We start from the raw sequence: 19807 nt of genomic DNA on the forward strand, positions 1-19807 counted from the left end.
GCTTAATTGTTTTGTTAGGGGGACGTGCTCAGTTTGAATCGTGAGCTGGACTGTCTTAGCTAAGTACATATCTATGATAGACGTTTTAGACTTTTCTTGATTTCAAGATTTTTGAAAGTGTAGCACTCAAAGTTGTGCTACGAGTGAGACGAATTCGATTAACCATTCAACTAGGCTATCAGCAATTTGGTAAGATGTTTCTTCCTTTGGAAAATCAGGGAAGAAATCATATAATTCAGTTGCCAAGGTTGAGAGATTTTGTTGAATACCTTTCTTTTTGGATTTGAAAAGATGCTTTGTGGAATCGTGTCCTTCAGAAAGAATAAGTTCTGTCAATTGAGTAATGAGAAACTTGCAAAAGTCAATACTAGGGAAGAAAACACTCTTTACATTAGGAAGATTTAGTGTTTCTTGCAAGGCATCTACAGTGTCTAAGGTAATATTTCGTTTACCTCTTAGGATTTGACTAACGGCAGGAGCAGAGATTTCTATAGGTTCATCAAAATTATAATAAAAGATACTGTTCTGAGCTTTACCTTGCTCAATCAATTCTTGTTTGATAGCTTGACCAAGTAATTCACAATAGAGAGTTTTAACTTTAGCTTTTAGCATAAGTTGTCCTTTCCTGTCCTCAGACGGAAAGAAACAAATGAGCAATTACAGTTACCGAGTAGATGCAAGAATGGCACAAAAAAGAAACGGTGAAACAGTAATATGCAAAACTAAACCTTTACCGCATAGTAATCATATTGTTTCGATCCGTCCTTTGCTGGCCAGCTTTTGGACTTTTTATTTTTTGAGATATAAATATCCCTGATATTATTATAAAGTCAAAAAACGTGGTATAATTTAGACATAAATAATTTATTTTAATGAAAGAAATACCAGGTTTTGTATGAAGTTCAAGAATACTAAGAAATACTTGCTCGATATTGCTTCCCTTCGGTTAGATTGTAAAGTGAGAGAGATAAATAGAGAACGTAAAGAAGTATCTTCTCGGGAATACTATTGGGAACATGGTAAAAAGAAAAAACAGAATCCAAAATATAGCAAGTTGTCAAATGAAGAAATATATTCAAAAAATGCCCCTTTAATTGGACAAATTCGAGGAGGAAAAATAAATAAAAAAAATCCTCATTTATTTACCAATTCAGCAGTTAGGGCAATTTACAATAATTGTAAAATTAGTCCAACCGATACCGGCTTTGGATTAAATGAAGAAGAACAAATCAATTTTAGAAAACGAAATATGATGTTCAAATCATATGACGAAATTTTTTTCGGAAGTGAGTCGGAACAGCGTACAATGGAGACGTTTTTTCCAACAGCATTGATGCTAGATATTTTGTATGAAAAATATGATGAAAACTTATGGAGAATTGTTTTAGGTTATGTCCCATTAAATATTGTGTTTGAGAAAATAAAGCAAAATGTCAAAGATACTAAAAAGGTGTATAGCCTTCTTGTTAAGGATAACTGGGAATTACTTATGACAGGTATTTTTAGAGCCAGTGAAAGATTTGGTACACATGAGAATTCTTTTGAAGATATCTTTACATTGGATATAGAATACTTTGTAAGTTTTTATAATTCATCCTTCCCGAGTAGGCAGGAGGGGGAGAATAGATTGGCAAAGATTGAAAGAGTTTTATCTTTGTTTTATGAGGAGGTGTTGAAAGACAAGTTTGAGCAATTTATAAATGAGAGAGAAGGATTTGAATATCATAGTATTGAATCTATGGTTGCTATTCAAAAAGAAGCTCAGGGATATAAGAAGAGAATTATTGAATTTGAATCTTCGAAATTATTAGGAATTTATAGCTCTTCTTGGGATGATAATTTTTTAGACGAGCTTGAGGCTCTCAATGCAAAAGAAGAACTAATAGATGAATATTCGGATTTGCTCCATGTTACTAGGATATCCAAATTGATTGACAGAGTTTTTGAGGAAATGACTGTTTTACAGAGTAAACATGAAGACAGTAATCACTGGGGTGGTAACTATCTTGGGTATATCAAAAAATATCAAAAAGGGAATGAAATATTAGCTTATTTTTCCTCTGGTGATTCCGCTGAATTAAAGCCATTGATACTAGACAGTGAAAAACAAGCAGACCGATGGAACGAACATCTTAGAAGGAGATTATACATCAAAAAGCATCCTAATAGCTATTTAGCAAAAGAAGAACGAGAGCAAATGGAATGGTTTAGAGATAGGAGAAATAAAAAACTTTGAGTTTTATGTCTCAAAGTTTTTTGGATATGTCTATAAAATTATTGAAGACTGAATTTTTATCCTTAAATGGTATAATAGAGTGAATATGAAAAATTGGTAAAGGAGTACCCTTTAGTGCATTGCTCACACAATATACTAAATAACTATTAAATCCTTTTTGCTGATGAAATATGTGAGGTATGTGATGTTAGATAAGGGGAACAGTGATCAGTCTAACAAGACTGTGATGACACTAAAGGAACAGAAGAATCAAGCAAATGAGTTTGTTGCACGTTGGAAAGATAGAGGGAATGAACGACAAGATTCACAGCCTTTTTGGCTTGACCTTTTGCAGTCAGTTTATGGCATTGAAAAGCCAACTGAGTATATCACTTTTGAAGATAAGGTTATGCTTGACCATACCAGTTTCATTGATGGCTATATTGAAAAGACTAAAGTCTTGATTGAGCAAATATGAAGAACTTATTAAAGAAAAATAATTTCCCTAAGACTGGACATACTGGTTACTGGTTAGGGGTAAGGAGTGTAGCGAGGTGGACAATGTACATAATCAACTGGATTAAAGATAGACTGAATCAGAAAAAAGAAAAACTAGAATCCGTTTCATATACAAATGTAAAGGAACTTGCATTAACTAAAATGTCAGATTCTCCAATATTGTTTGTTGACAATGGAAAAGAAAACATAGGTTACGATTATCAAACGTATGAGAGTATTACTTATTTATTAAAAAATGGCGGTAGTCTCAACTATCTTATAGCTGATAGAGACATAAAAATTTCTTCTCATAAATTTGTACCCATTGAATATAAAGGAAAAAATCTTTACGAATTAGATCTTGGTAAAATAGATGTATTCCTTAAGGATTTGAATTTAGGATATTTTTATGAACAAGACCACTATGGAGGAGCAACTTATACACTTTCATCATACATTTTAATGGCATTATGCTGTGACAATTACAAACATTACGATATTAAACTCAGTATATATCGAGAACGTGATGCAAGAGAAGCGTATAATGCAGGAATTGACATCTATTACTCAGTAATGAAGCAAAAAAAAATGTTAGCCAAATTCTTCCTCGAAACAGCATAATACTAAAAGCTGAGGAGCGTGAAAGTGATATAGTTTATTATAAACAGCTTATTGAAAAATCAGAAAAAAAGTTACTTTCTCTGCCTAGTAATAGAGCTTGGGAATCTATGCCTACACAACCAATATACATTTTTCACTATAAAAAAGATGCCCCAGCATTTGGTAGTTCTATAAGAAAAATTGAAATGAAGGAAATTGATAACTTTTACATTTCTAAGTCTGGAGAATACATTAAACATAGTGTAGTGGAAAGAATTGGACTAGAAGGTGATTGTTTGATTCACATCACATTTTCTAGAGAGTTAAGCAATAAACAAAAAGAAAAATTAGACAACTATTTTTATAACGATTTTTCATTTGAAAAAATTCCTTTAGATGACTATAAGCAAATTGCGACACAAAAAGTAAAAAAATTAAACGAGCAAATCGAACAAGGATTAGATATTTTTGAAATTATCTCGGGGAATAAATACTAATGTTAAAGCTATATAAAAAAACGAGGCAGGTGTAAATACCTGCCTTTTGTATACCTCTATCAAAATGAAATAAAAAAGAAGTTCATAAATCGAACTTCTTTTGGAGACAATTCAAATGAATTCACCCCATTTTTAAGACCAATTAAAACAATTCAAATGCTGTTAAATTAAGGTTTCTTAGCCAAAGTTACTCTTATATTTTACTCCCACTCAACAGTTGCAGGTGGTTTACTTGTAATATCGTAGACGATGCGGTTAACGTGGTCAACTTCATTTACGATACGAACTGAGATTTTTTGGAGAACTTCCCAAGGAATCTTCGCAAAGTCAGCTGTCATTCCGTCGATAGAAGTGATGGCACGGATAGCGATGGTATAGTCGTAAGTACGACCGTCACCCATAACCCCTACTGAACGAACTTCGCGGTCGAGACCTGCTTTAGCGATTTCTTCACGAAGGATAGCGTCTGATTCGCGGACTGTTTCAAGTTTTTCTTCAGTGATTTCACCCATAACACGGATGGCAAGACCTGGACCTGGGAATGGTTGGCGCCATACGATGTGGTCTGGCATACCAAGCTCTGTACCGAGGGCACGGACTTCGTCTTTATAAAGAGTGTTCAATGGCTCAATCAATTCAAACTGCATGTCTTCTGGAAGACCACCCACGTTGTGGTGTGATTTGATGGTTTGAGCAGTATCTGTACCAGACTCAATCACGTCAGTGTATAGTGTTCCTTGAGCAAGGAATTTCACATCTTTTAGCTTACTTGCTTCGTCATCAAAGACATAAACAAACTCGTTACCGATGATTTTACGCTTTTGCTCAGGATCAGAAACACCAGCAAGTTTGTCAAGGAAGCGTTTTGCAGCGTCTGCTTTGACGATATTCAAACCAAACTTACCACCAAGCATGTCCATAACTTGGTCAGCCTCTCCCTTACGGAGAAGACCGTGGTCTACAAAGATACAGATTAATTGATCACCGATTGCTTTCTGGAGAAGAACGCCAACGACAGAAGAGTCAACACCACCTGATAGGCCGAGAAGAACACGCTTGTCACCTACAGTCTCACGGATTTTCTTGATCTGCATATCGATAAAGTTGTCCATTGACCAGTCGCCTTTAGCCTGACAGATGTTAAGGGCAAAGTTGCGAAGGATATCATTCCCGTATACAGAATGGCGAACTTCTGGGTGAAATTGGATACCATAGATGTGCTTTTCAGGGTTTTCAATAGCTGCATAAGGACAGTCAGCAGAAGTACCAGTACGAACAAAATCAGCTGGAATTTCTGTTACAGCATCGCCATGGCTCAACAAAACAATCTGTTCTTCAGGAGTTCCTTCAAAGAGGGCAGAAGGGGTATGGGTAAGTGGTGATTGGCCATACTCGCGGTTACCAGCATCACCTGCAGGGACAACTTTTCCTCCAAGTTTATGAGTTAAAAGTTGCATACCATAGCAGATTCCCAAAATTGGAATGCCAAGTTCAAAAATTTCTGGGTCAATATCAAATGAACCATCTTCGTATACAGAGTTTGGTCCACCAGAGAGGATGATCCCTACAGGGTTAATCGCACGAACCTCTGCGGCTGAGATTTTATGACTTTTTAGCTCTGAAAAAACACCAATTTCACGAATACGGCGTGAAATCAGCTGGTTGTATTGGCTACCATAGTCCAGCACGATGATTTTTTCGACATCTTGCAAATCAGTTGAAATGTTGCTCATCTTTTTCCTTTCTCAAAAGAAATATCTTTTTCAATATTCTATCACAAATAGGGGCGAATTACCAACTAAACAAGGCAAAGTTTGACTTTTTATTAGCAAATACGGTACAATGGAGAAAATAAAGAAAAGAAGTGAGAATCATGTTACCAGCTTATATGAAAATCCACGATCAGATCAAAAAGGATATAGATGAGCATCATTGGAAAATTGGTGAGAGACTTCCAAGTGAGCGAGATTTAGCTGAACAGTTTCAGGTTAGCCGGATGACATTACGCCAAGCTATCTCTCTCTTGGTTGAGGAAGGAGTTTTGGAGCGTCGTGTAGGAAGTGGGACTTTTGTCTCTAGCACTCGTGTCCAAGAAAAAATGCGGGGTACAACCAGTTTTACGGAGATTGTCAAATCTCAAGGTAAAGTCCCTTCTAGCCAACTCATTTCTTACAGAAGAACCATTCCAAATGAGCAAGAGGTCGCTAAGCTAGGGATTACTCCGACAGAGAATATTATTCGCATGGAACGGGTACGTTACGCTGACCAAGTTCCGCTAGTCTATGAAGTCGCATCCATTCCTGAGAAATTTATTAAGGATTTCAAAAAAGAAGAAATCACCAGTCATTTCTTCCAAACGTTGCAGCAACATGGCTACCGGATTGGCAAATCCCAACAGACCATTTATGCGAGATTGGCTAAGGAAAAAATTGCTCACTATCTAGAAGTTGAAAAGGGGCATGCCATTTTAGCCTTGACTCAGGTCTCTTATCTTGAAGATGGGACGGCTTTCGAGTATGTAAAGAGCCAATACGTTGGTGAACGCTTTGAATTTTATCTTGAAAATAACTAGTCTAGAAAGGCTAGTTTTTTGTTTTAGAAAAGATTAGAATTGTCAAAACAATCTGTCTAGGCTTGATTTTATCTATTATTTACTATAAAATGAGAAGGAAAAACGTCAAACTTTTATATTGCAAATAGGAGAAAAAATGACAAAAACATTAAAACGTCCTGAGGTTTTATCACCTGCAGGGACTTTAGAGAAGCTGAAAGTAGCTGTTCAATATGGTGCGGACGCAGTCTTCATCGGTGGACAGGCCTATGGTCTTCGTAGCCGTGCAGGAAACTTCACCTTTGAACAGATGGAAGAAGGAGTCCAGTTTGCTGCTAAGTACGGTGCAAAGGTCTATGTGGCTGCTAACATGGTTATGCACGAAGGAAATGAAGCTGGTGCTGGAGAATGGTTCCGTAAGTTGCGCGACATCGGGATTGCCGCAGTTATCGTGTCAGATCCGGCCTTGATTATGATTGCAGCAACAGAAGCACCAGGTCTTGAAATCCACCTTTCAACCCAAGCCAGTGCGACCAACTATGAAACTCTTGAGTTCTGGAAAGAACTTGGTCTAACTCGTGTGGTTTTGGCTCGTGAAGTTTCAATGGAAGAATTGGCAGAGATTCGCAAACGTACAGATGTCGAGATTGAAGCATTTGTCCATGGGGCCATGTGTATTTCTTACTCAGGTCGTTGTACGCTTTCAAACCACATGAGTATGCGTGATGCTAACCGTGGTGGTTGTTCTCAATCTTGCCGTTGGAAATACGACCTCTACGACATGCCATTCGGCCAAGAACGTAAGAGCCTTAAAGGTGAAATCCCAGAAGAATTTTCGATGTCTGCCGTAGATATGTCTATGATTGACCATATCCCAGATATGATTGAAAATGGTGTAGACAGTCTTAAGATCGAAGGTCGTATGAAGTCTATTCACTATGTTTCAACAGTAACAAACTGCTACAAGGCGGCTGTGGATGCTTATCTCGAAAGTCCTGAAAAGTTTGAGGCCATCAAACAGGACTTGGTGGACGAGATGTGGAAGGTTGCCCAGCGTGAATTGGCAACTGGATTCTACTATGGTACACCGTCTGAGAATGAGCAGTTATTTGGTGCTCGCCGTAAGATTCCTGAGTACAAGTTTGTCGCTGAAGTGGTTGCGTATGATGATGCGACTCAAACGGCAACCATTCGTCAACGGAATGTCATCAACGAAGGCGATCAAGTCGAGTTTTATGGACCAGGTTTCCGTCATTTTGAGACTTATATCGAAGACCTTCATGATGCCAAGGGCAATAAAATCGACCGTGCTCCAAATCCAATGGAACTTTTGACCATTAAGGTTCCACAACCTGTTCAAGCAGGGGACATGGTCCGCGCGCTCAAGGAAGGTCTTATCAATCTCTATAAGGAAGACGGGACAAGCGTTACAGTTCGTGCCTAGAGAAGGAAAAGTGAATGAATCAAGCACAAGGTTTGTTAGTTGATGATGAAGGCAGATGTGTTCATTATCATGGCGAAAAGGACATCGTTTCTCTTCAGTGCTATGAGTGTAAAAAATATTATGCTTGTTATCGGTGCCACAATGCTATAGAAACGCATGTGTTTTCGCCCTATCCCTTGGCGCTTTCTGAGGATCGACCGATTTTATGTGGGGCTTGTAAGAGGACAATGACTTTCCAAGAATACCAAAAACAGATGGCTTGTCCGTACTGCAGTGCTCCATTTAATCCAGGTTGCAAACTACATCATTCATTTTATTTTAAATAGACAAAAATAGATCCATGCTTTAAGCTTGGGTCTTTCATTATGTTTCAGAAAAATTAGAAAAAATACGGAATTTCTCACCTTAAAAAGAGAACTTTTCCATATAATAGTACTAAAAATAGTAAAATTAGAAATTAATTATCTTAAACGCTTTCAATGTTAGTAAAAAGTTGACAAAAACAAATTTTAGGACTAAACTAAGGAAGTAAATTTAAATAAAAAGGAGAATTCATCATGAATTTAACATTTTTCGGTCTATGTCTTGCCTGTATGGGTGTATCCCTTGCAGAAGGATTTTTGATGAACGGTTTGTTCAAGTCTGCAGCACGCCAACCAGACATCATCCCACAATTGCGTAGTTTGATGATCATGGGGATTGCCTTTATCGAAGGAACATTCTTTGTAACCTTGGCGATGTCATTTGTCATTAAATAGACAACTCTATTTAGAAATGGAGGTGTCAAACCATGGAAGAAAGTTTGAATCCAACCGTTAATATTGGACCAATATCCTTTGATTTGACCCTGCTTGCCATGTCTCTTGTAACTGTTTTGATGGTTTTTGCCTTTGTCTACTGGGCAAGTCGTAAAATGACCATCCGTCCAAAGGGCAAACAAAATGCTCTTGAGATGATTTACGACTTTGTGATTGGTTTTACCAAACCAAACATTGGAGAATCATACATCAAGGATTATTCCTTATTTCTGTTTTCTCTATTTCTGTTTATCTTGGTTGCCAATAATATCGGCTTAATGGCAAAAGTACAAACAACAAACGGTTATAACTTGTGGACTTCCCCAACAGCCAACCTTGGATACGATTTATCCCTATCATTCTTGATCACTTTGATCGCCCATGTAGAAGGAGTTCGTCGTAGAGGCGTTAAAGAATATTTGAGAGCATTTGTTACACCTGGCTTTATGACTCCGATGAACATTTTAGAAGAGTTCACCAATTTTGCTTCCTTGGCGATTCGGATCTACGGAAATATTTTTGCCGGTGAGGTCTTAGCTGGATTGCTATTAGCCTTGTCACAAAATGCTTTGTATTGGTATCCTTTTGCCTTTATCGCAAACATGTTATGGACAGCCTTTTCGATTTTCATTTCATGTATTCAAGCCTATGTCTTTACCATGTTGTCATCGATGTACATTGGTAAGAAGATAAATGCTGGGGAAGAGTAAGTAGAGGAGGATTAGAAGATGGATTTAACTATTAGTACCATTATTGGTGACTTTATTCTTATCGCTGGTTCCTTCCTTTTATTAATTTTTTTAGTGAAAAAATATGCCTGGGGAAATCTTACCAATATTTTAGATGAACGTGCTGAAAAAATTTCTTCAGATATTGACGGAGCAGAAGCTGCCCGTAAGAAGGCCGAAGAACTCGCTAGCAAACGTGAAGCTGAGTTGGCAGGTAGCCGTTCGGAAGCTAAGACAATTATCGAGAATGCAAAGGAAACAGCTGAGAAAAGTAGAGCTGACATCTTGGCTGAGGCGAAACTGGAAGCAGGACGCTTGAAAGAAAAAGCTAACCAAGAAATTGCTCAAAATAAAGCGGAAGCTTTACAAAGCGTTAAGGGTGAGGTAGCAGATTTGACGATTAGTCTCGCTGGTAAAATCATCTCACAAAACCTTGACGGACAAGCCCATAAAGAACTCATTGATCAGTACATCGATCAGCTAGGAGAAGCTTAATGGACAAAAAGACAGTAAAGGTAATTGAAAAATACAGCATGCCTTTTGTCCAATTGGTGATTGAAAAGGGAGAAGAAGACCGTATCTTTTCTGACTTAGCTCAAATCAAGCAAGTCGCAGAAGAAACAGACTTGCCTTCTTTTTTAGGTCAAGTGGCAGTAGGTGAGTCGGATAAGGAAAAAACCGTTCGTTTCTTCCAAGACTCAGTGTCACCATTAATGCAAAACTTTTTTCAGGTGCTGCTATACAATCACAGAGCAAATTTATTTTATGAAGTAATTGTAGATTGTTTGAGTCGACTTGAAAAAGAAACGAATCGATTTGAAGTAACGATTGCCTCCGCTCATCCATTAACAGATGACCAGAAGGCGCGATTGCTTCCTTTGATTGAGAAAAAAATGTCTCTGAAAGTTCGGACTATCAAAGAACAAATCGATGAAAGTCTCATTGGTGGTTTTGTCATTTTTGCCAATCACAAGACAATTGATGTGAGTATTAAACAGCAACTTCGTGTTGTTAAAGAAAATTTGAAATAGAAAGTGGTGTTCTTTTGGCAATTAACGCACAAGAAATCAGCGCTTTAATTAAGCAACAAATTGAAAATTTCAAACCCATTTTTGATGTGACTGAAACTGGTGTTGTAACCTATATCGGGGACGGTATTGCGCGTGCCCACGGCCTTGAAAATGCCATGAGTGGAGAGCTCTTGATTTTTGAAAACGGCTCTTATGGTATGGCGCAAAACTTGGAATCAACAGACGTTGGGATCATCATTCTCGGTGACTTCACGGATATCCGTGAAGGAGACACTATCCGTCGCACGGGTAAAATCATGGAAGTTCCTGTCGGTGATAACTTGATTGGACGTGTTGTGGATCCACTTGGTCGTCCCGTTGATGGTCTCGGAGAAATCCATACTGACAAGACTCGTCCAGTAGAAGCACCAGCTCCTGGTGTTATGGAGCGTAAGTCTGTATCAGAACCATTGCAAACAGGTTTGAAAGCTATTGACGCCCTTGTACCGATTGGTCGTGGTCAGCGTGAGCTGATCATTGGTGACCGTCAGACAGGGAAAACAACCATTGCAATCGATACCATCTTGAACCAAAAAGGGCAAGATATGATATGTATCTATGTAGCGATTGGACAAAAAGAATCAACAGTTCGTACGCAAGTAGAAACACTTCGTCAGTACGGTGCCTTGGACTACACAATCGTTGTGACAGCCTCTGCTTCACAACCATCTCCATTGCTCTTCCTAGCTCCTTATGCCGGAGTTGCTATGGCGGAAGAATTTATGTACCAAGGCAAGCATGTTTTGATCGTTTACGATGATCTTTCAAAACAAGCGGTCGCTTATCGTGAGCTTTCCCTCTTGCTTCGTCGTCCACCAGGTCGTGAAGCCTTCCCAGGGGATGTTTTCTACCTTCACAGCCGTTTGCTTGAGCGCTCAGCTAAAGTTTCTGATGAGCTTGGTGGTGGATCTATTACAGCTCTACCATTTATCGAGACACAAGCGGGAGATATCTCTGCCTATATCGCAACCAACGTGATTTCTATCACTGATGGACAAATCTTCCTTGGTGATGGTCTCTTCAATGCGGGTATTCGTCCAGCCATTGATGCGGGTTCATCTGTATCCCGTGTAGGTGGTTCGGCACAGATTAAAGCCATGAAGAAAGTTGCTGGTACACTTCGTATCGACCTTGCTTCATACCGTGAGTTGGAAGCCTTCACTAAGTTTGGTTCTGACTTGGATGCAGCAACACAGGCTAAGTTAAACCGTGGACGTCGTACTGTGGAAGTATTGAAACAACCTGTCCATAAACCACTACCTGTTGAGAAACAAGTAACCATTCTCTATGCTTTGACACATGGTTTTTTGGATACGATTCCTGTAGATGACATTGTTCGTTTTGAGGAAGAGTTCCATACTTTCTTTGATGCTCATTATCCAGAGATTTTGGAAACCATTCGTGAAACAAAAGACTTGCCAGAAGAAGCGGTCTTGGATGCTGCGATTACAGAGTTTCTCAATCAATCCAGCTTCCAATAAGAATAGAGGTGTCAGATGGCAGTATCTCTAAATGATATTAAAACAAAAATCGCCTCAACCAAAAATACGAGTCAAATCACTAATGCCATGCAAATGGTATCGGCTGCCAAGTTAGGTCGCTCTGAAGAAGCAGCGCGCAACTTTCAAGTTTACGCTCAGAAGGTCCGTAAGCTTTTGACGGATATTCTGCATGGTAACGGATCTGGTGGTTCAACCAATCCGATGCTCATCAGTCGCCCAGTTAAGAAAACAGGCTATATCGTTATCACTTCAGACCGTGGCTTGGTTGGAGGTTATAATGCTTCCATCCTTAAAGCCGTTATGGAGTTGAAAGAAGAATACCATCCAGATGGTAAAGATTTTGAGATAATCTGTATTGGTGGTATGGGAGCTGATTTCTTTAAGGCTCGTGGTATTCAGCCAATCTATGAACTACGTGGCTTGGCGGATCAACCTAGTTTTGATGAAGTTCGTAAAATTATTTCAAAAACGATTGAGATGTACCAAAACGAACTTTTTGATGAATTGTACGTCTGCTATAACCATCATGTCAATACTCTCACAAGTCAAATGCGTGTGGAACAAATGCTTCCGATTGTTGACTTGGATCCAAATGAAGCGGATGAAGAGTATAGCTTAACCTTTGAGTTGGAAACGAGCCGTGATGAGATTCTAGAGCAGTTGTTGCCACAGTATGCTGAAAGTATGATTTACGGGGCTATTATCGATGCCAAGACAGCTGAAAATGCTGCAGGTATGACAGCCATGCAAACGGCGACCGATAATGCCAAAAAGGTCATCAATGATTTGACAATCCAGTATAACCGTGCTAGACAGGCGGCGATTACACAAGAAATTACAGAAATCGTAGCGGGGGCTAGTGCCTTAGAATAAGGCTTTGCCTCCCTCGTATTAAAATGAACTTATACTCAATGAAAATCAAAGAGCAAACTAGGAAGCTAGCCGCAGGCTGTACTTGAGTACGGCAAGGCGACGCTGACGTGGTTTGAATTTGATTTTCGAAGAGTATTAGGACCTAGTTGAACTAGGAACCGACAGTATCTTATATAGAATAGGAGAAGGAGATGAGTTCAGGTAAAATTGCTCAGGTTATCGGCCCCGTTGTAGACGTCTTGTTTGCAGCAGGGGAAACACTTCCTGAGATTAATAATGCACTTGTCGTCTACAAAAATGACGAAAGAAAAACAAAAATCGTCCTTGAAGTAGCCTTGGAGTTGGGTGATGGTATGGTCCGTACGATCGCCATGGAATCAACAGATGGTTTGACTCGTGGAATGGAAGTTTTGGACACAGGCCGTCCAATCTCCGTGCCAGTAGGTAAAGAAACTTTGGGACGTGTCTTCAACGTTTTGGGAGATACCATTGACTTGGATGCTCCTTTCGCTGAAGACGCTGAGCGTCAGCCAATTCATAAGAAAGCTCCAACTTTTGATGAATTGTCTACCTCATCTGAAATCTTGGAAACAGGGATCAAGGTTATCGACCTTCTTGCCCCTTACCTTAAAGGTGGGAAAGTTGGACTCTTCGGTGGTGCCGGAGTTGGTAAAACAGTTTTGATCCAAGAATTGATTCACAACATTGCCCAAGAACACGGTGGTATTTCAGTATTTACCGGTGTTGGGGAACGTACTCGTGAGGGGAACGACCTTTACTGGGAAATGAAAGAATCAGGCGTTATCGAGAAAACAGCCATGGTATTTGGTCAGATGAATGAACCACCTGGAGCACGTATGCGTGTTGCCCTTACTGGTTTGACAATTGCCGAATACTTCCGTGATGTAGAAGGCCAAGATGTGCTTCTCTTTATCGACAATATCTTCCGTTTCACTCAAGCTGGTTCAGAAGTATCTGCCCTTTTGGGTCGTATGCCTTCAGCCGTTGGTTACCAGCCAACACTTGCTACTGAAATGGGTCAATTGCAAGAGCGTATCACGTCAACTAAGAAGGGTTCTGTAACCTCTATCCAAGCCATCTATGTGCCTGCGGATGACTATACTGACCCGGCGCCAGCAACAGCCTTCGCTCACTTGGATTCAACAACAAACTTGGAACGTAAGTTGGTACAGTTGGGTATCTACCCAGCCGTTGATCCGTTGGCTTCAAGCTCTCGTGCCTTGGCACCTGAGATTGTTGGTGAGGAGCACTATGCAGTTGCTGCGGAAGTCAAACGTGTCCTTCAACGTTACCATGAATTGCAAGATATCATTGCTATCCTTGGTATGGATGAACTTTCTGATGAAGAAAAAACCTTGGTTGCACGTGCCCGTCGTATCCAGTTCTTCTTGTCTCAAAACTTTAACGTTGCAGAACAATTTACTGGTCAACCTGGTTCTTATGTACCAGTAGCGGAAACAGTTCGTGGCTTTAAGGAAATTCTTGAAGGAAAACATGACCAGCTACCAGAAGATGCCTTCCGTGGTGTCGGTTCAATCGAAGACGTCATTGCTAAGGCAGAAAAAATGGGATTTTAAGAGGTGATCTATGGCTCATTTAACTGTCCAGATCGTGACACCAGATGGCCTCGTCTATGATCACCATGCCAGCTTTGTATCGGTACGAACTCTGGATGGTGAGATGGGGATCTTGCCACGACATGAAAATATGATTGCGGTTTTAGCGGTTGATGAAGTGAAGGTGAAACGTATCGATGATGATACTCATGTGAACTGGATTGCAGTGAACGGAGGAATTATCGAGATTGCTAATGATATCATTACTATTGTAGCAGACTCAGCAGAGCGTGCTCGTGATATTGATATCAGTCGGGCAGAACGTGCGAAACTTCGAGCTGAACGAGAAATCGAAGAAGCTCATGACAAGCATTTGATTGACCAAGAACGTCGTGCAAAAATCGCATTGCAACGTGCTATCAACCGTATCAATGTCGGAAATAGACTATAAAAAAATGAACTTGAAACTCAAGTTCATTTTTTTTAATGTGGGAAGTTGATGCAGACTCCTTCAGGGACATGGAAGTCGTTAGAAAGCTCTGCAAGACGACCACTTTTAGGATTGCGCTTAAAGACGGTTGCGTTATCAGAATCTTGATGAACAGCAATGAGAAACTCTTGATCAGGAGTTAGGTCGAAATCACGTGGATTTTTACCATGACTTGGTACAATCTCTAATAATTCCAAGCTACCATCAGCGAGGATTGTATAGACTGCAATGGAATCATGACCTCGGTTGGATGCATAGAGGTATTTGCCATCTTTTGAAAGACGAATGGCAGCAGTAGCATTAAAGCCTTCGTATCCATCTGGTAAGGTTGAAATAACTTGCATGCGTTCAAATTCACCAACCCCATCATAAATCAAAACCTCTATCGTGCTATTAAGTTCGCAGATGAGATAGGCAATCTTATAGTGGTGGTGGAAAACGATGTGGCGAGCACCTGCTCCAGCTTGGCTGTGATATGTGTAGAGTTTACTTAGTTTTCCTTCTGGACTAACATCATAGGTAGTTACTTCATCTGTTCCTAGATCACATGTGACAAGGTACTGGTCGGGTGTTAGATCCGTAAAGTGTACATGTGGGGAAGTTTGGTTTTCATGAGGACCTTGTCCACTATGCTGATCTAGATCTGTTTGGATGAGGCTACCATCCGTTTGACGTTTATAAACCAGAACTTGACCCTTATGATAGTTGGCCCCATAAACGAGACCACGCTTTTCATCCACTGCAACGTAGCAGTGAGGAGCGCCTTCTTCAACCACATGATTTAGCAAAGCGCCATCTGTCTTGTAAGCAGCGATTCCACCTAAGCCATCCTGGCTCCCTACAGTGTATAAGTGTTGCTGTTGGTCAAAGGCAAGGTAGGTTGGACTTGGTTCAGCAGCAAAGAGTTCAAGATTTTCAAGCTGGCCTGTTTCTGTATCAAAATCTGCCTTGTAAATCCCTTTAGATAAGCGACGAGTGTAAGTTCCAAAATAAACAGTTTCTTTCATGTCCATACCTCTTAATAATGATAAGTTCATTATACCACAAAATGGCGGTCATGAAGCACTAGATTCATTCATGTAAGCACTTTAAAAAAGAGTTATTTTAGTCTAAAAATGGTATAATGAGAGAATGACAGAAAGGATGTATTTATGGAACATAAAGAGAAACATTTTAGCCTATCTTGGTTTTTTAAGTGGTTTTTAGATAATAAAGCCATCACTGTATTTTTAGTAACCTTGTTACTGGGGCTAAATATTTATATTCTAAGTAAGATTAGTTTTATCTTTTTACCGGTATTGGACTTTTTAGGGGTTGTCATGTTGCCAGTTATTTTATCTGGTTTACTTTATTACCTCCTCAATCCGATTGTGGACTGGATGGAGAAGCACAAGATCAATCGTGTTCTTGCCATTAGTATTGTTTTTGTCATTATCGGACTCTTTATCATTTGGGGATTGGCAGTCGCAATTCCTAATCTGCAACGTCAAGTCTTAAATTTTGCGAAGAATGTGCCGACATACCTGGAAGATGCTGATAAGGTGATCAATGACCTTGTAACCAAACGCTTGCCAGATGATTTTAGACCACAGTTGGAGCAGGTTCTTTCCAATGTTTCTAGTGAGGCGACCATGTGGGCCAGCAAAATCTCTTCTCAAGCTGTTAACTGGGTTAGCGCCTTTATCAGTAGCGTTTCCCAGGTCATTGTTGCGGTTATTATCGTACCCTTCATGCTCTTTTATCTTTTGAGAGATGGGAAAGGCTTGCGAGATTACCTGACTAAATTCATCCCAAACAAGTTAAAAGAACCTGTCGGACAAGTTTTGTCAGATGTTAATAAACAGTTGTCAAACTATGTTAGAGGGCAGGTTACAGTTGCTATTATCGTGGCAATTATGTTTATTATCTTCTTTAAGATTATTGGTCTCAGATATGCTGTGACTCTTGGTATTACGGCTGGTATCCTCAATCTAGTACCTTACTTGGGTAGTTTTCTAGCGATGTTGCCTGCTCTGGTTTTGGGCTTAATAGCGGGGCCTGTCATGCTTTTGAAAGTGATTATTGTCTTTATTGTTGAACAAACGATTGAAGGTCGCTTCGTTTCTCCACTTATTTTAGGTAGTCAGCTAAACATCCATCCGATAAATGTCCTCTTTGTTCTCCTAACTTCAGGATCCATGTTTGGTATTTGGGGAGTCTTGCTGGGAATTCCTGTCTATGCTTCTGCCAAGGTCGTTATCTCAGCTATCTTTAACTGGTATAAAAAAGTCAGCGGTCTGTATGAAGAAGAAGGGGAGGAAATCAAGAGTGAACAATAGTCAACGCATGCTCCAGGCTTTGGATGAACAGGATTTAACCAAAGCGAATCAGTTTTTTCACAAAGCCCTCGAAACAGATTCAAGTGAGGTTCTCTATGAACTAGCAAGCTATCTAGAGGGAATTGGCTTTTATCCTCAAGCGAAAGAAATTTACCAACATATCGTTTCAGAATTTCCAGAAGTGAATCTGAACTTAGCCAGCATTGCTAGCGAGGATGGCAATGTTGAGGAAGCCTTTGCTTACCTTGAGGAAATCACACCCGAAAGTGACTGGTACGTGTCGGCTTTGGCCTTGAAGGCTGACCTCTATCAGTTGGAAGGATTGACAGATGTAGCGCGTGAAAAGTTACTGGAAGCCTTAAATTACTCAGATGATGCCTTATTAGTTTTCGGTTTGGCTGAGTTGGATAGCGAGCTAGGGAATTATCAGGAAGCGATTCAGGGCTATGCTCAATTAGACAATCGCTCTATCTATGAGCAAACGGGTGTCTCAACCTATCAGCGAATTGGCTACGCTTATGCCCAGTTAGGTAAGTTTGAAGCTGCAACTGAATTCTTAGAAAAAGCTTTAGAATTAGAATACGATGACCAAACTGCCTTTGAACTGGCTAGTCTTTACTTTGACCAAGAAGAGTATCAAAAATCTGTTCTTTACTTTAAGCAGATTGATACCATTTCACCTGATTTTGAAGGATATGAATATGGTTATAGTCAAGCTTTGCATAAGGAACATCAGGTGGAAGATGCACTTCGTATCGCTAAACAAGGTTTGGAGAAAAATCCATTTGAAACTCGGCTCTTGCTTGCTGCTTCACAGTTTTCGTATGAATTGCATGATCCTAGTAGTGCAGAGCAGTTTCTCCTTACTGCCAAAGGAGATGCAGAGGATACAGAAGAAATTTTCCTTCGCCTTGCAACCATTTATATGGAACAAGAACGGTTTGAGGACATTATCGGTCTCCAAAGTCAAGAACCTGAAAACCTCCTGACCAAGTGGATGATTGCCCGTTCTTATCAGAAAATTGAGGATTTAGATAGGGCCTATGAACTCTATCAACAACTATCGTCTGACCTCAAGGATAATCCTGAATTTCTGGAGCAGTATACTTATCTCCTACGTGAATTGGGATATTTTGAAGAAGCCAAAGTGCAAGCTGAAGCTTATTTAAAACTCGTTCCAGATGATGTTCAAATGCAAGAACTCATAGAGACACTTTAAAAGTTATCTTTCTAAAAGAACGTATCCGTCAATTAGGCAGATACGTTTTTTTGGAATAATAGAATTTTTTTACAAAAACCCTTGCTAAATTGTTTATTTATGCTATAATAGGAACAATAATTTTTAGGAGGTGCAGTATGTCTTATATGTTTGAGATATTACCAAGTTTATTGAACGGTGCAAGTATGACACTTCAAGTCTTTGCTCTGGTCTTGATATTTTCAATTCCTTTAGGTATTGTCGTTGCCTTTGCTTTGCAAGTTCGCTGGAAACCCCTCCATTATCTCATTGACCTTTATATTTGGGTGATGCGAGGGACTCCCTTGCTCTTGCAATTAATCTTTATTTACTATGTTCTCCCTAGCATTGGGATACGTTTAGATCGTTTGCCTGCTGCTGTGATCGCTTTTGTATTGAACTATGCTGCCTACTTTGCTGAAATTTTTCGTGGAGGGATTGAAACCATTCCAAAGGGGCAGTACGAGGCTGCTAAGGTCTTGAAGTTTAGACCATTTGACACAGTGCGCTATATTATTTTGCCTCAGGTTACAAAGATTGTCTTACCGAGCGTCTTTAATGAAATTATGAGTTTGGTCAAGGATACTTCATTGGTTTATGCCCTTGGGATTTCAGATTTGATTTTGGCAAGTCGGACAGCAGCCAATCGAGATGCCAGTCTTGTTCCTATGTTTTTAGCTGGAGCGATTTATTTGATTATGATTGGTCTTGTAACCATTGTAGCGAAAAAACTTGAGAAGAAGTACAGTTATTACAGATAGGAGGATTGCTATGTTAGAATTACGAAACATTAACAAGGCCTTTGGTGGCAAACAAATCTTAACCAATTTCAGCCTATCAATTCCTGAAAAGCAAATCCTTGCAATCGTAGGTCCATCAGGAGGCGGAAAGACAACCCTATTACGTATGCTAGCTGGACTGGAAACCATCGATTCGGGGGAAATCTACTATAACGGCGAATCGCTAGCTATAGACGAACTAGAAAAGCGCAATCTTCTGGGATTTGTTTTCCAAGATTTTCAACTCTTTCCGCATTTGTCAGTTCTAGATAACTTAACTCTGTCGCCTATAAAAACAATGAGCATGGAGAAGGAAGTTGCTGAGAAGAAGGCGCGTGGTTTGTTAGAACAACTTGGGTTAGCAGGGCATGCAGATGCCTTTCCATTCTCACTTTCAGGTGGGCAAAAACAACGGGTGGCCTTAGCGCGTGCTATGATGATAAACCCAGAAATTATTGGATATGATGAGCCTACATCAGCCTTAGACCCAGAATTGCGATTAGAAGTGGAAAAACTTATCCTTCAAAATAAAGAGCGTGGGATGACTCAGATTGTTGTGACCCACGATCTTCAGTTTGCGGAAAACATTGCTGATCAGATCCTTAAGGTCGATCCAAAGTAGGACTAGGAG

The 19807-nt window shown here is 39.8% G+C and carries 22 protein-coding genes; 19 read left to right on the forward strand and 3 right to left on the reverse strand.

What is annotated here, in order from left to right; all coding sequences use genetic code 11:
* Positions 1–126: 126 nt before the first annotated feature.
* Positions 127–612, reverse strand: a complete 486-nt coding sequence (locus AXF18_RS07440) for a helix-turn-helix transcriptional regulator (protein ID WP_049500268.1) — start codon at positions 610–612, stop codon at positions 127–129.
* A 283-nt stretch (positions 613–895) separates the two neighbouring features.
* Here AXF18_RS07440 and AXF18_RS07445 point away from each other — a divergent pair, with 283 nt between their 5' ends.
* The 4 genes from AXF18_RS07445 (at position 896) to AXF18_RS10220 (ending at position 3810) form a co-directional block, all read left to right on the forward strand.
* Positions 896–2236: a hypothetical protein gene (locus tag AXF18_RS07445; protein WP_049500267.1), complete on the forward strand. Its 1341-nt coding sequence runs from the start codon at positions 896–898 to the stop codon at positions 2234–2236.
* Between the two features lie 184 nt (positions 2237–2420).
* On the forward strand, positions 2421–2693 hold the full coding sequence (locus tag AXF18_RS07450; RefSeq protein ID WP_225893209.1) for a type IIL restriction-modification enzyme MmeI: 273 nt from the start codon (positions 2421–2423) through the stop codon (positions 2691–2693).
* Positions 2690–3334, forward strand: a complete 645-nt coding sequence (locus tag AXF18_RS10215; protein WP_049500264.1) for a hypothetical protein — start codon at positions 2690–2692, stop codon at positions 3332–3334. Before AXF18_RS07450 ends, AXF18_RS10215 begins: the two co-directional genes overlap by 4 nt.
* A 107-nt stretch (positions 3335–3441) precedes the next feature.
* Positions 3442–3810 (forward strand): hypothetical protein, encoded by a 369-nt coding sequence (locus tag AXF18_RS10220; RefSeq protein WP_049500262.1) that lies wholly within the window; start codon positions 3442–3444, stop codon positions 3808–3810.
* A gap of 200 nt (positions 3811–4010) precedes the next feature.
* Here AXF18_RS10220 and guaA read toward each other — a convergent pair whose 3' ends face one another.
* A complete protein-coding gene (gene guaA / locus AXF18_RS07465; protein WP_065371744.1) occupies positions 4011–5543 on the reverse strand; it encodes a glutamine-hydrolyzing GMP synthase in 1533 nt (510 codons plus the stop codon).
* Between the two features lie 140 nt (positions 5544–5683).
* Between guaA and AXF18_RS07470 the strand changes: the two genes are divergently transcribed.
* From AXF18_RS07470 to AXF18_RS07515, 11 genes are all read left to right on the forward strand, one after another.
* Positions 5684–6382: a GntR family transcriptional regulator gene (locus AXF18_RS07470; RefSeq protein ID WP_000936178.1), complete on the forward strand. Its 699-nt coding sequence runs from the start codon at positions 5684–5686 to the stop codon at positions 6380–6382.
* A 136-nt stretch (positions 6383–6518) separates the two neighbouring features.
* Entirely contained in the window at positions 6519–7805 is a 1287-nt protein-coding gene (locus tag AXF18_RS07475; RefSeq protein ID WP_000169095.1) for a U32 family peptidase, read from the forward strand.
* A gap of 14 nt (positions 7806–7819) precedes the next feature.
* Entirely contained in the window at positions 7820–8131 is a 312-nt protein-coding gene (locus AXF18_RS10035) for a CHY zinc finger protein (protein WP_080979095.1), read from the forward strand.
* A 231-nt stretch (positions 8132–8362) separates the two neighbouring features.
* A complete protein-coding gene (locus AXF18_RS07480; RefSeq protein ID WP_001054551.1) occupies positions 8363–8563 on the forward strand; it encodes a F0F1 ATP synthase subunit C in 201 nt (66 codons plus the stop codon).
* Positions 8564–8595: 32 nt separating this feature from the next.
* On the forward strand, positions 8596–9312 hold the full coding sequence (atpB, locus tag AXF18_RS07485; protein WP_000392937.1) for a F0F1 ATP synthase subunit A: 717 nt from the start codon (positions 8596–8598) through the stop codon (positions 9310–9312).
* An 18-nt stretch (positions 9313–9330) separates the two neighbouring features.
* Complete coding sequence (gene atpF / locus AXF18_RS07490) at positions 9331–9825, forward strand: F0F1 ATP synthase subunit B (protein WP_000366311.1); 495 nt, start codon at positions 9331–9333, stop codon at positions 9823–9825.
* Positions 9825–10361: a F0F1 ATP synthase subunit delta gene (locus tag AXF18_RS07495; RefSeq protein ID WP_000359021.1), complete on the forward strand. Its 537-nt coding sequence runs from the start codon at positions 9825–9827 to the stop codon at positions 10359–10361. The genes atpF and AXF18_RS07495 overlap by 1 nt, the downstream gene beginning before the upstream one ends.
* 14 nt (positions 10362–10375) lie before the next feature.
* A complete protein-coding gene (gene atpA, locus AXF18_RS07500) occupies positions 10376–11881 on the forward strand; it encodes a F0F1 ATP synthase subunit alpha (protein WP_049500256.1) in 1506 nt (501 codons plus the stop codon).
* Positions 11882–11896: 15 nt separating this feature from the next.
* Complete coding sequence (locus tag AXF18_RS07505; RefSeq protein WP_000301228.1) at positions 11897–12775, forward strand: F0F1 ATP synthase subunit gamma; 879 nt, start codon at positions 11897–11899, stop codon at positions 12773–12775.
* A 191-nt stretch (positions 12776–12966) separates the two neighbouring features.
* The gene (gene atpD / locus AXF18_RS07510; RefSeq protein ID WP_000094372.1) at positions 12967–14373 is read left to right on the forward strand and encodes a F0F1 ATP synthase subunit beta; all 1407 of its coding nucleotides are present in this window, start codon (positions 12967–12969) and stop codon (positions 14371–14373) included.
* A gap of 10 nt (positions 14374–14383) precedes the next feature.
* Entirely contained in the window at positions 14384–14803 is a 420-nt protein-coding gene (locus AXF18_RS07515; RefSeq protein ID WP_000940836.1) for a F0F1 ATP synthase subunit epsilon, read from the forward strand.
* Positions 14804–14835: 32 nt separating this feature from the next.
* On the opposite strand, the gene AXF18_RS07520 is transcribed toward AXF18_RS07515, so the two are convergent.
* A complete protein-coding gene (locus AXF18_RS07520; RefSeq protein WP_065371745.1) occupies positions 14836–15849 on the reverse strand; it encodes a lactonase family protein in 1014 nt (337 codons plus the stop codon).
* Between the two features lie 144 nt (positions 15850–15993).
* Between AXF18_RS07520 and AXF18_RS07525 the strand changes: the two genes are divergently transcribed.
* From AXF18_RS07525 to AXF18_RS07540, 4 genes are all read left to right on the forward strand, one after another.
* Positions 15994–17160: an AI-2E family transporter gene (locus AXF18_RS07525; protein WP_000400297.1), complete on the forward strand. Its 1167-nt coding sequence runs from the start codon at positions 15994–15996 to the stop codon at positions 17158–17160.
* Positions 17150–18379 (forward strand): tetratricopeptide repeat protein, encoded by a 1230-nt coding sequence (locus tag AXF18_RS07530; RefSeq protein ID WP_001065984.1) that lies wholly within the window; start codon positions 17150–17152, stop codon positions 18377–18379. The genes AXF18_RS07525 and AXF18_RS07530 overlap by 11 nt, the downstream gene beginning before the upstream one ends.
* A gap of 137 nt (positions 18380–18516) precedes the next feature.
* Positions 18517–19158: an amino acid ABC transporter permease gene (locus AXF18_RS07535; protein WP_000121154.1), complete on the forward strand. Its 642-nt coding sequence runs from the start codon at positions 18517–18519 to the stop codon at positions 19156–19158.
* A gap of 10 nt (positions 19159–19168) precedes the next feature.
* Positions 19169–19798: an amino acid ABC transporter ATP-binding protein gene (locus tag AXF18_RS07540; protein WP_000891744.1), complete on the forward strand. Its 630-nt coding sequence runs from the start codon at positions 19169–19171 to the stop codon at positions 19796–19798.
* Positions 19799–19807 lie beyond the last annotated feature (9 nt).

The sequence above is a fragment of the Streptococcus sp. oral taxon 064 genome, from assembly GCF_001683375.1.
GTDB lineage: Bacteria > Bacillota > Bacilli > Lactobacillales > Streptococcaceae > Streptococcus > Streptococcus oralis_S.

Bases quoted from the DNA above. Each gene is read 5' to 3' on its own strand.
- AXF18_RS07440 (WP_049500268.1), bottom strand. From the start codon at position 612: ATGCTAAAAGCTAAAGTTAAAACTCTCTATTGTGAATTACTTGGTCAA.
- AXF18_RS07445 (WP_049500267.1), top strand. From the start codon at position 896: ATGAAGTTCAAGAATACTAAGAAATACTTGCTCGATATTGCTTCCCTT.
- AXF18_RS07450 (WP_225893209.1), top strand. From the start codon at position 2,421: ATGTTAGATAAGGGGAACAGTGATCAGTCTAACAAGACTGTGATGACA.
- AXF18_RS10215 (WP_049500264.1), top strand. From the start codon at position 2,690: ATGAAGAACTTATTAAAGAAAAATAATTTCCCTAAGACTGGACATACT.
- AXF18_RS10220 (WP_049500262.1), top strand. From the start codon at position 3,442: ATGCCTACACAACCAATATACATTTTTCACTATAAAAAAGATGCCCCA.
- guaA (WP_065371744.1), bottom strand. From the start codon at position 5,543: ATGAGCAACATTTCAACTGATTTGCAAGATGTCGAAAAAATCATCGTG.
- AXF18_RS07470 (WP_000936178.1), top strand. From the start codon at position 5,684: ATGTTACCAGCTTATATGAAAATCCACGATCAGATCAAAAAGGATATA.
- AXF18_RS07475 (WP_000169095.1), top strand. From the start codon at position 6,519: ATGACAAAAACATTAAAACGTCCTGAGGTTTTATCACCTGCAGGGACT.
- AXF18_RS10035 (WP_080979095.1), top strand. From the start codon at position 7,820: ATGAATCAAGCACAAGGTTTGTTAGTTGATGATGAAGGCAGATGTGTT.
- AXF18_RS07480 (WP_001054551.1), top strand. From the start codon at position 8,363: ATGAATTTAACATTTTTCGGTCTATGTCTTGCCTGTATGGGTGTATCC.
- atpB (WP_000392937.1), top strand. From the start codon at position 8,596: ATGGAAGAAAGTTTGAATCCAACCGTTAATATTGGACCAATATCCTTT.
- atpF (WP_000366311.1), top strand. From the start codon at position 9,331: ATGGATTTAACTATTAGTACCATTATTGGTGACTTTATTCTTATCGCT.
- AXF18_RS07495 (WP_000359021.1), top strand. From the start codon at position 9,825: ATGGACAAAAAGACAGTAAAGGTAATTGAAAAATACAGCATGCCTTTT.
- AXF18_RS07505 (WP_000301228.1), top strand. From the start codon at position 11,897: ATGGCAGTATCTCTAAATGATATTAAAACAAAAATCGCCTCAACCAAA.
- atpD (WP_000094372.1), top strand. From the start codon at position 12,967: ATGAGTTCAGGTAAAATTGCTCAGGTTATCGGCCCCGTTGTAGACGTC.
- AXF18_RS07515 (WP_000940836.1), top strand. From the start codon at position 14,384: ATGGCTCATTTAACTGTCCAGATCGTGACACCAGATGGCCTCGTCTAT.
- AXF18_RS07520 (WP_065371745.1), bottom strand. From the start codon at position 15,849: ATGAAAGAAACTGTTTATTTTGGAACTTACACTCGTCGCTTATCTAAA.
- AXF18_RS07525 (WP_000400297.1), top strand. From the start codon at position 15,994: ATGGAACATAAAGAGAAACATTTTAGCCTATCTTGGTTTTTTAAGTGG.
- AXF18_RS07535 (WP_000121154.1), top strand. From the start codon at position 18,517: ATGTCTTATATGTTTGAGATATTACCAAGTTTATTGAACGGTGCAAGT.
- AXF18_RS07540 (WP_000891744.1), top strand. From the start codon at position 19,169: ATGTTAGAATTACGAAACATTAACAAGGCCTTTGGTGGCAAACAAATC.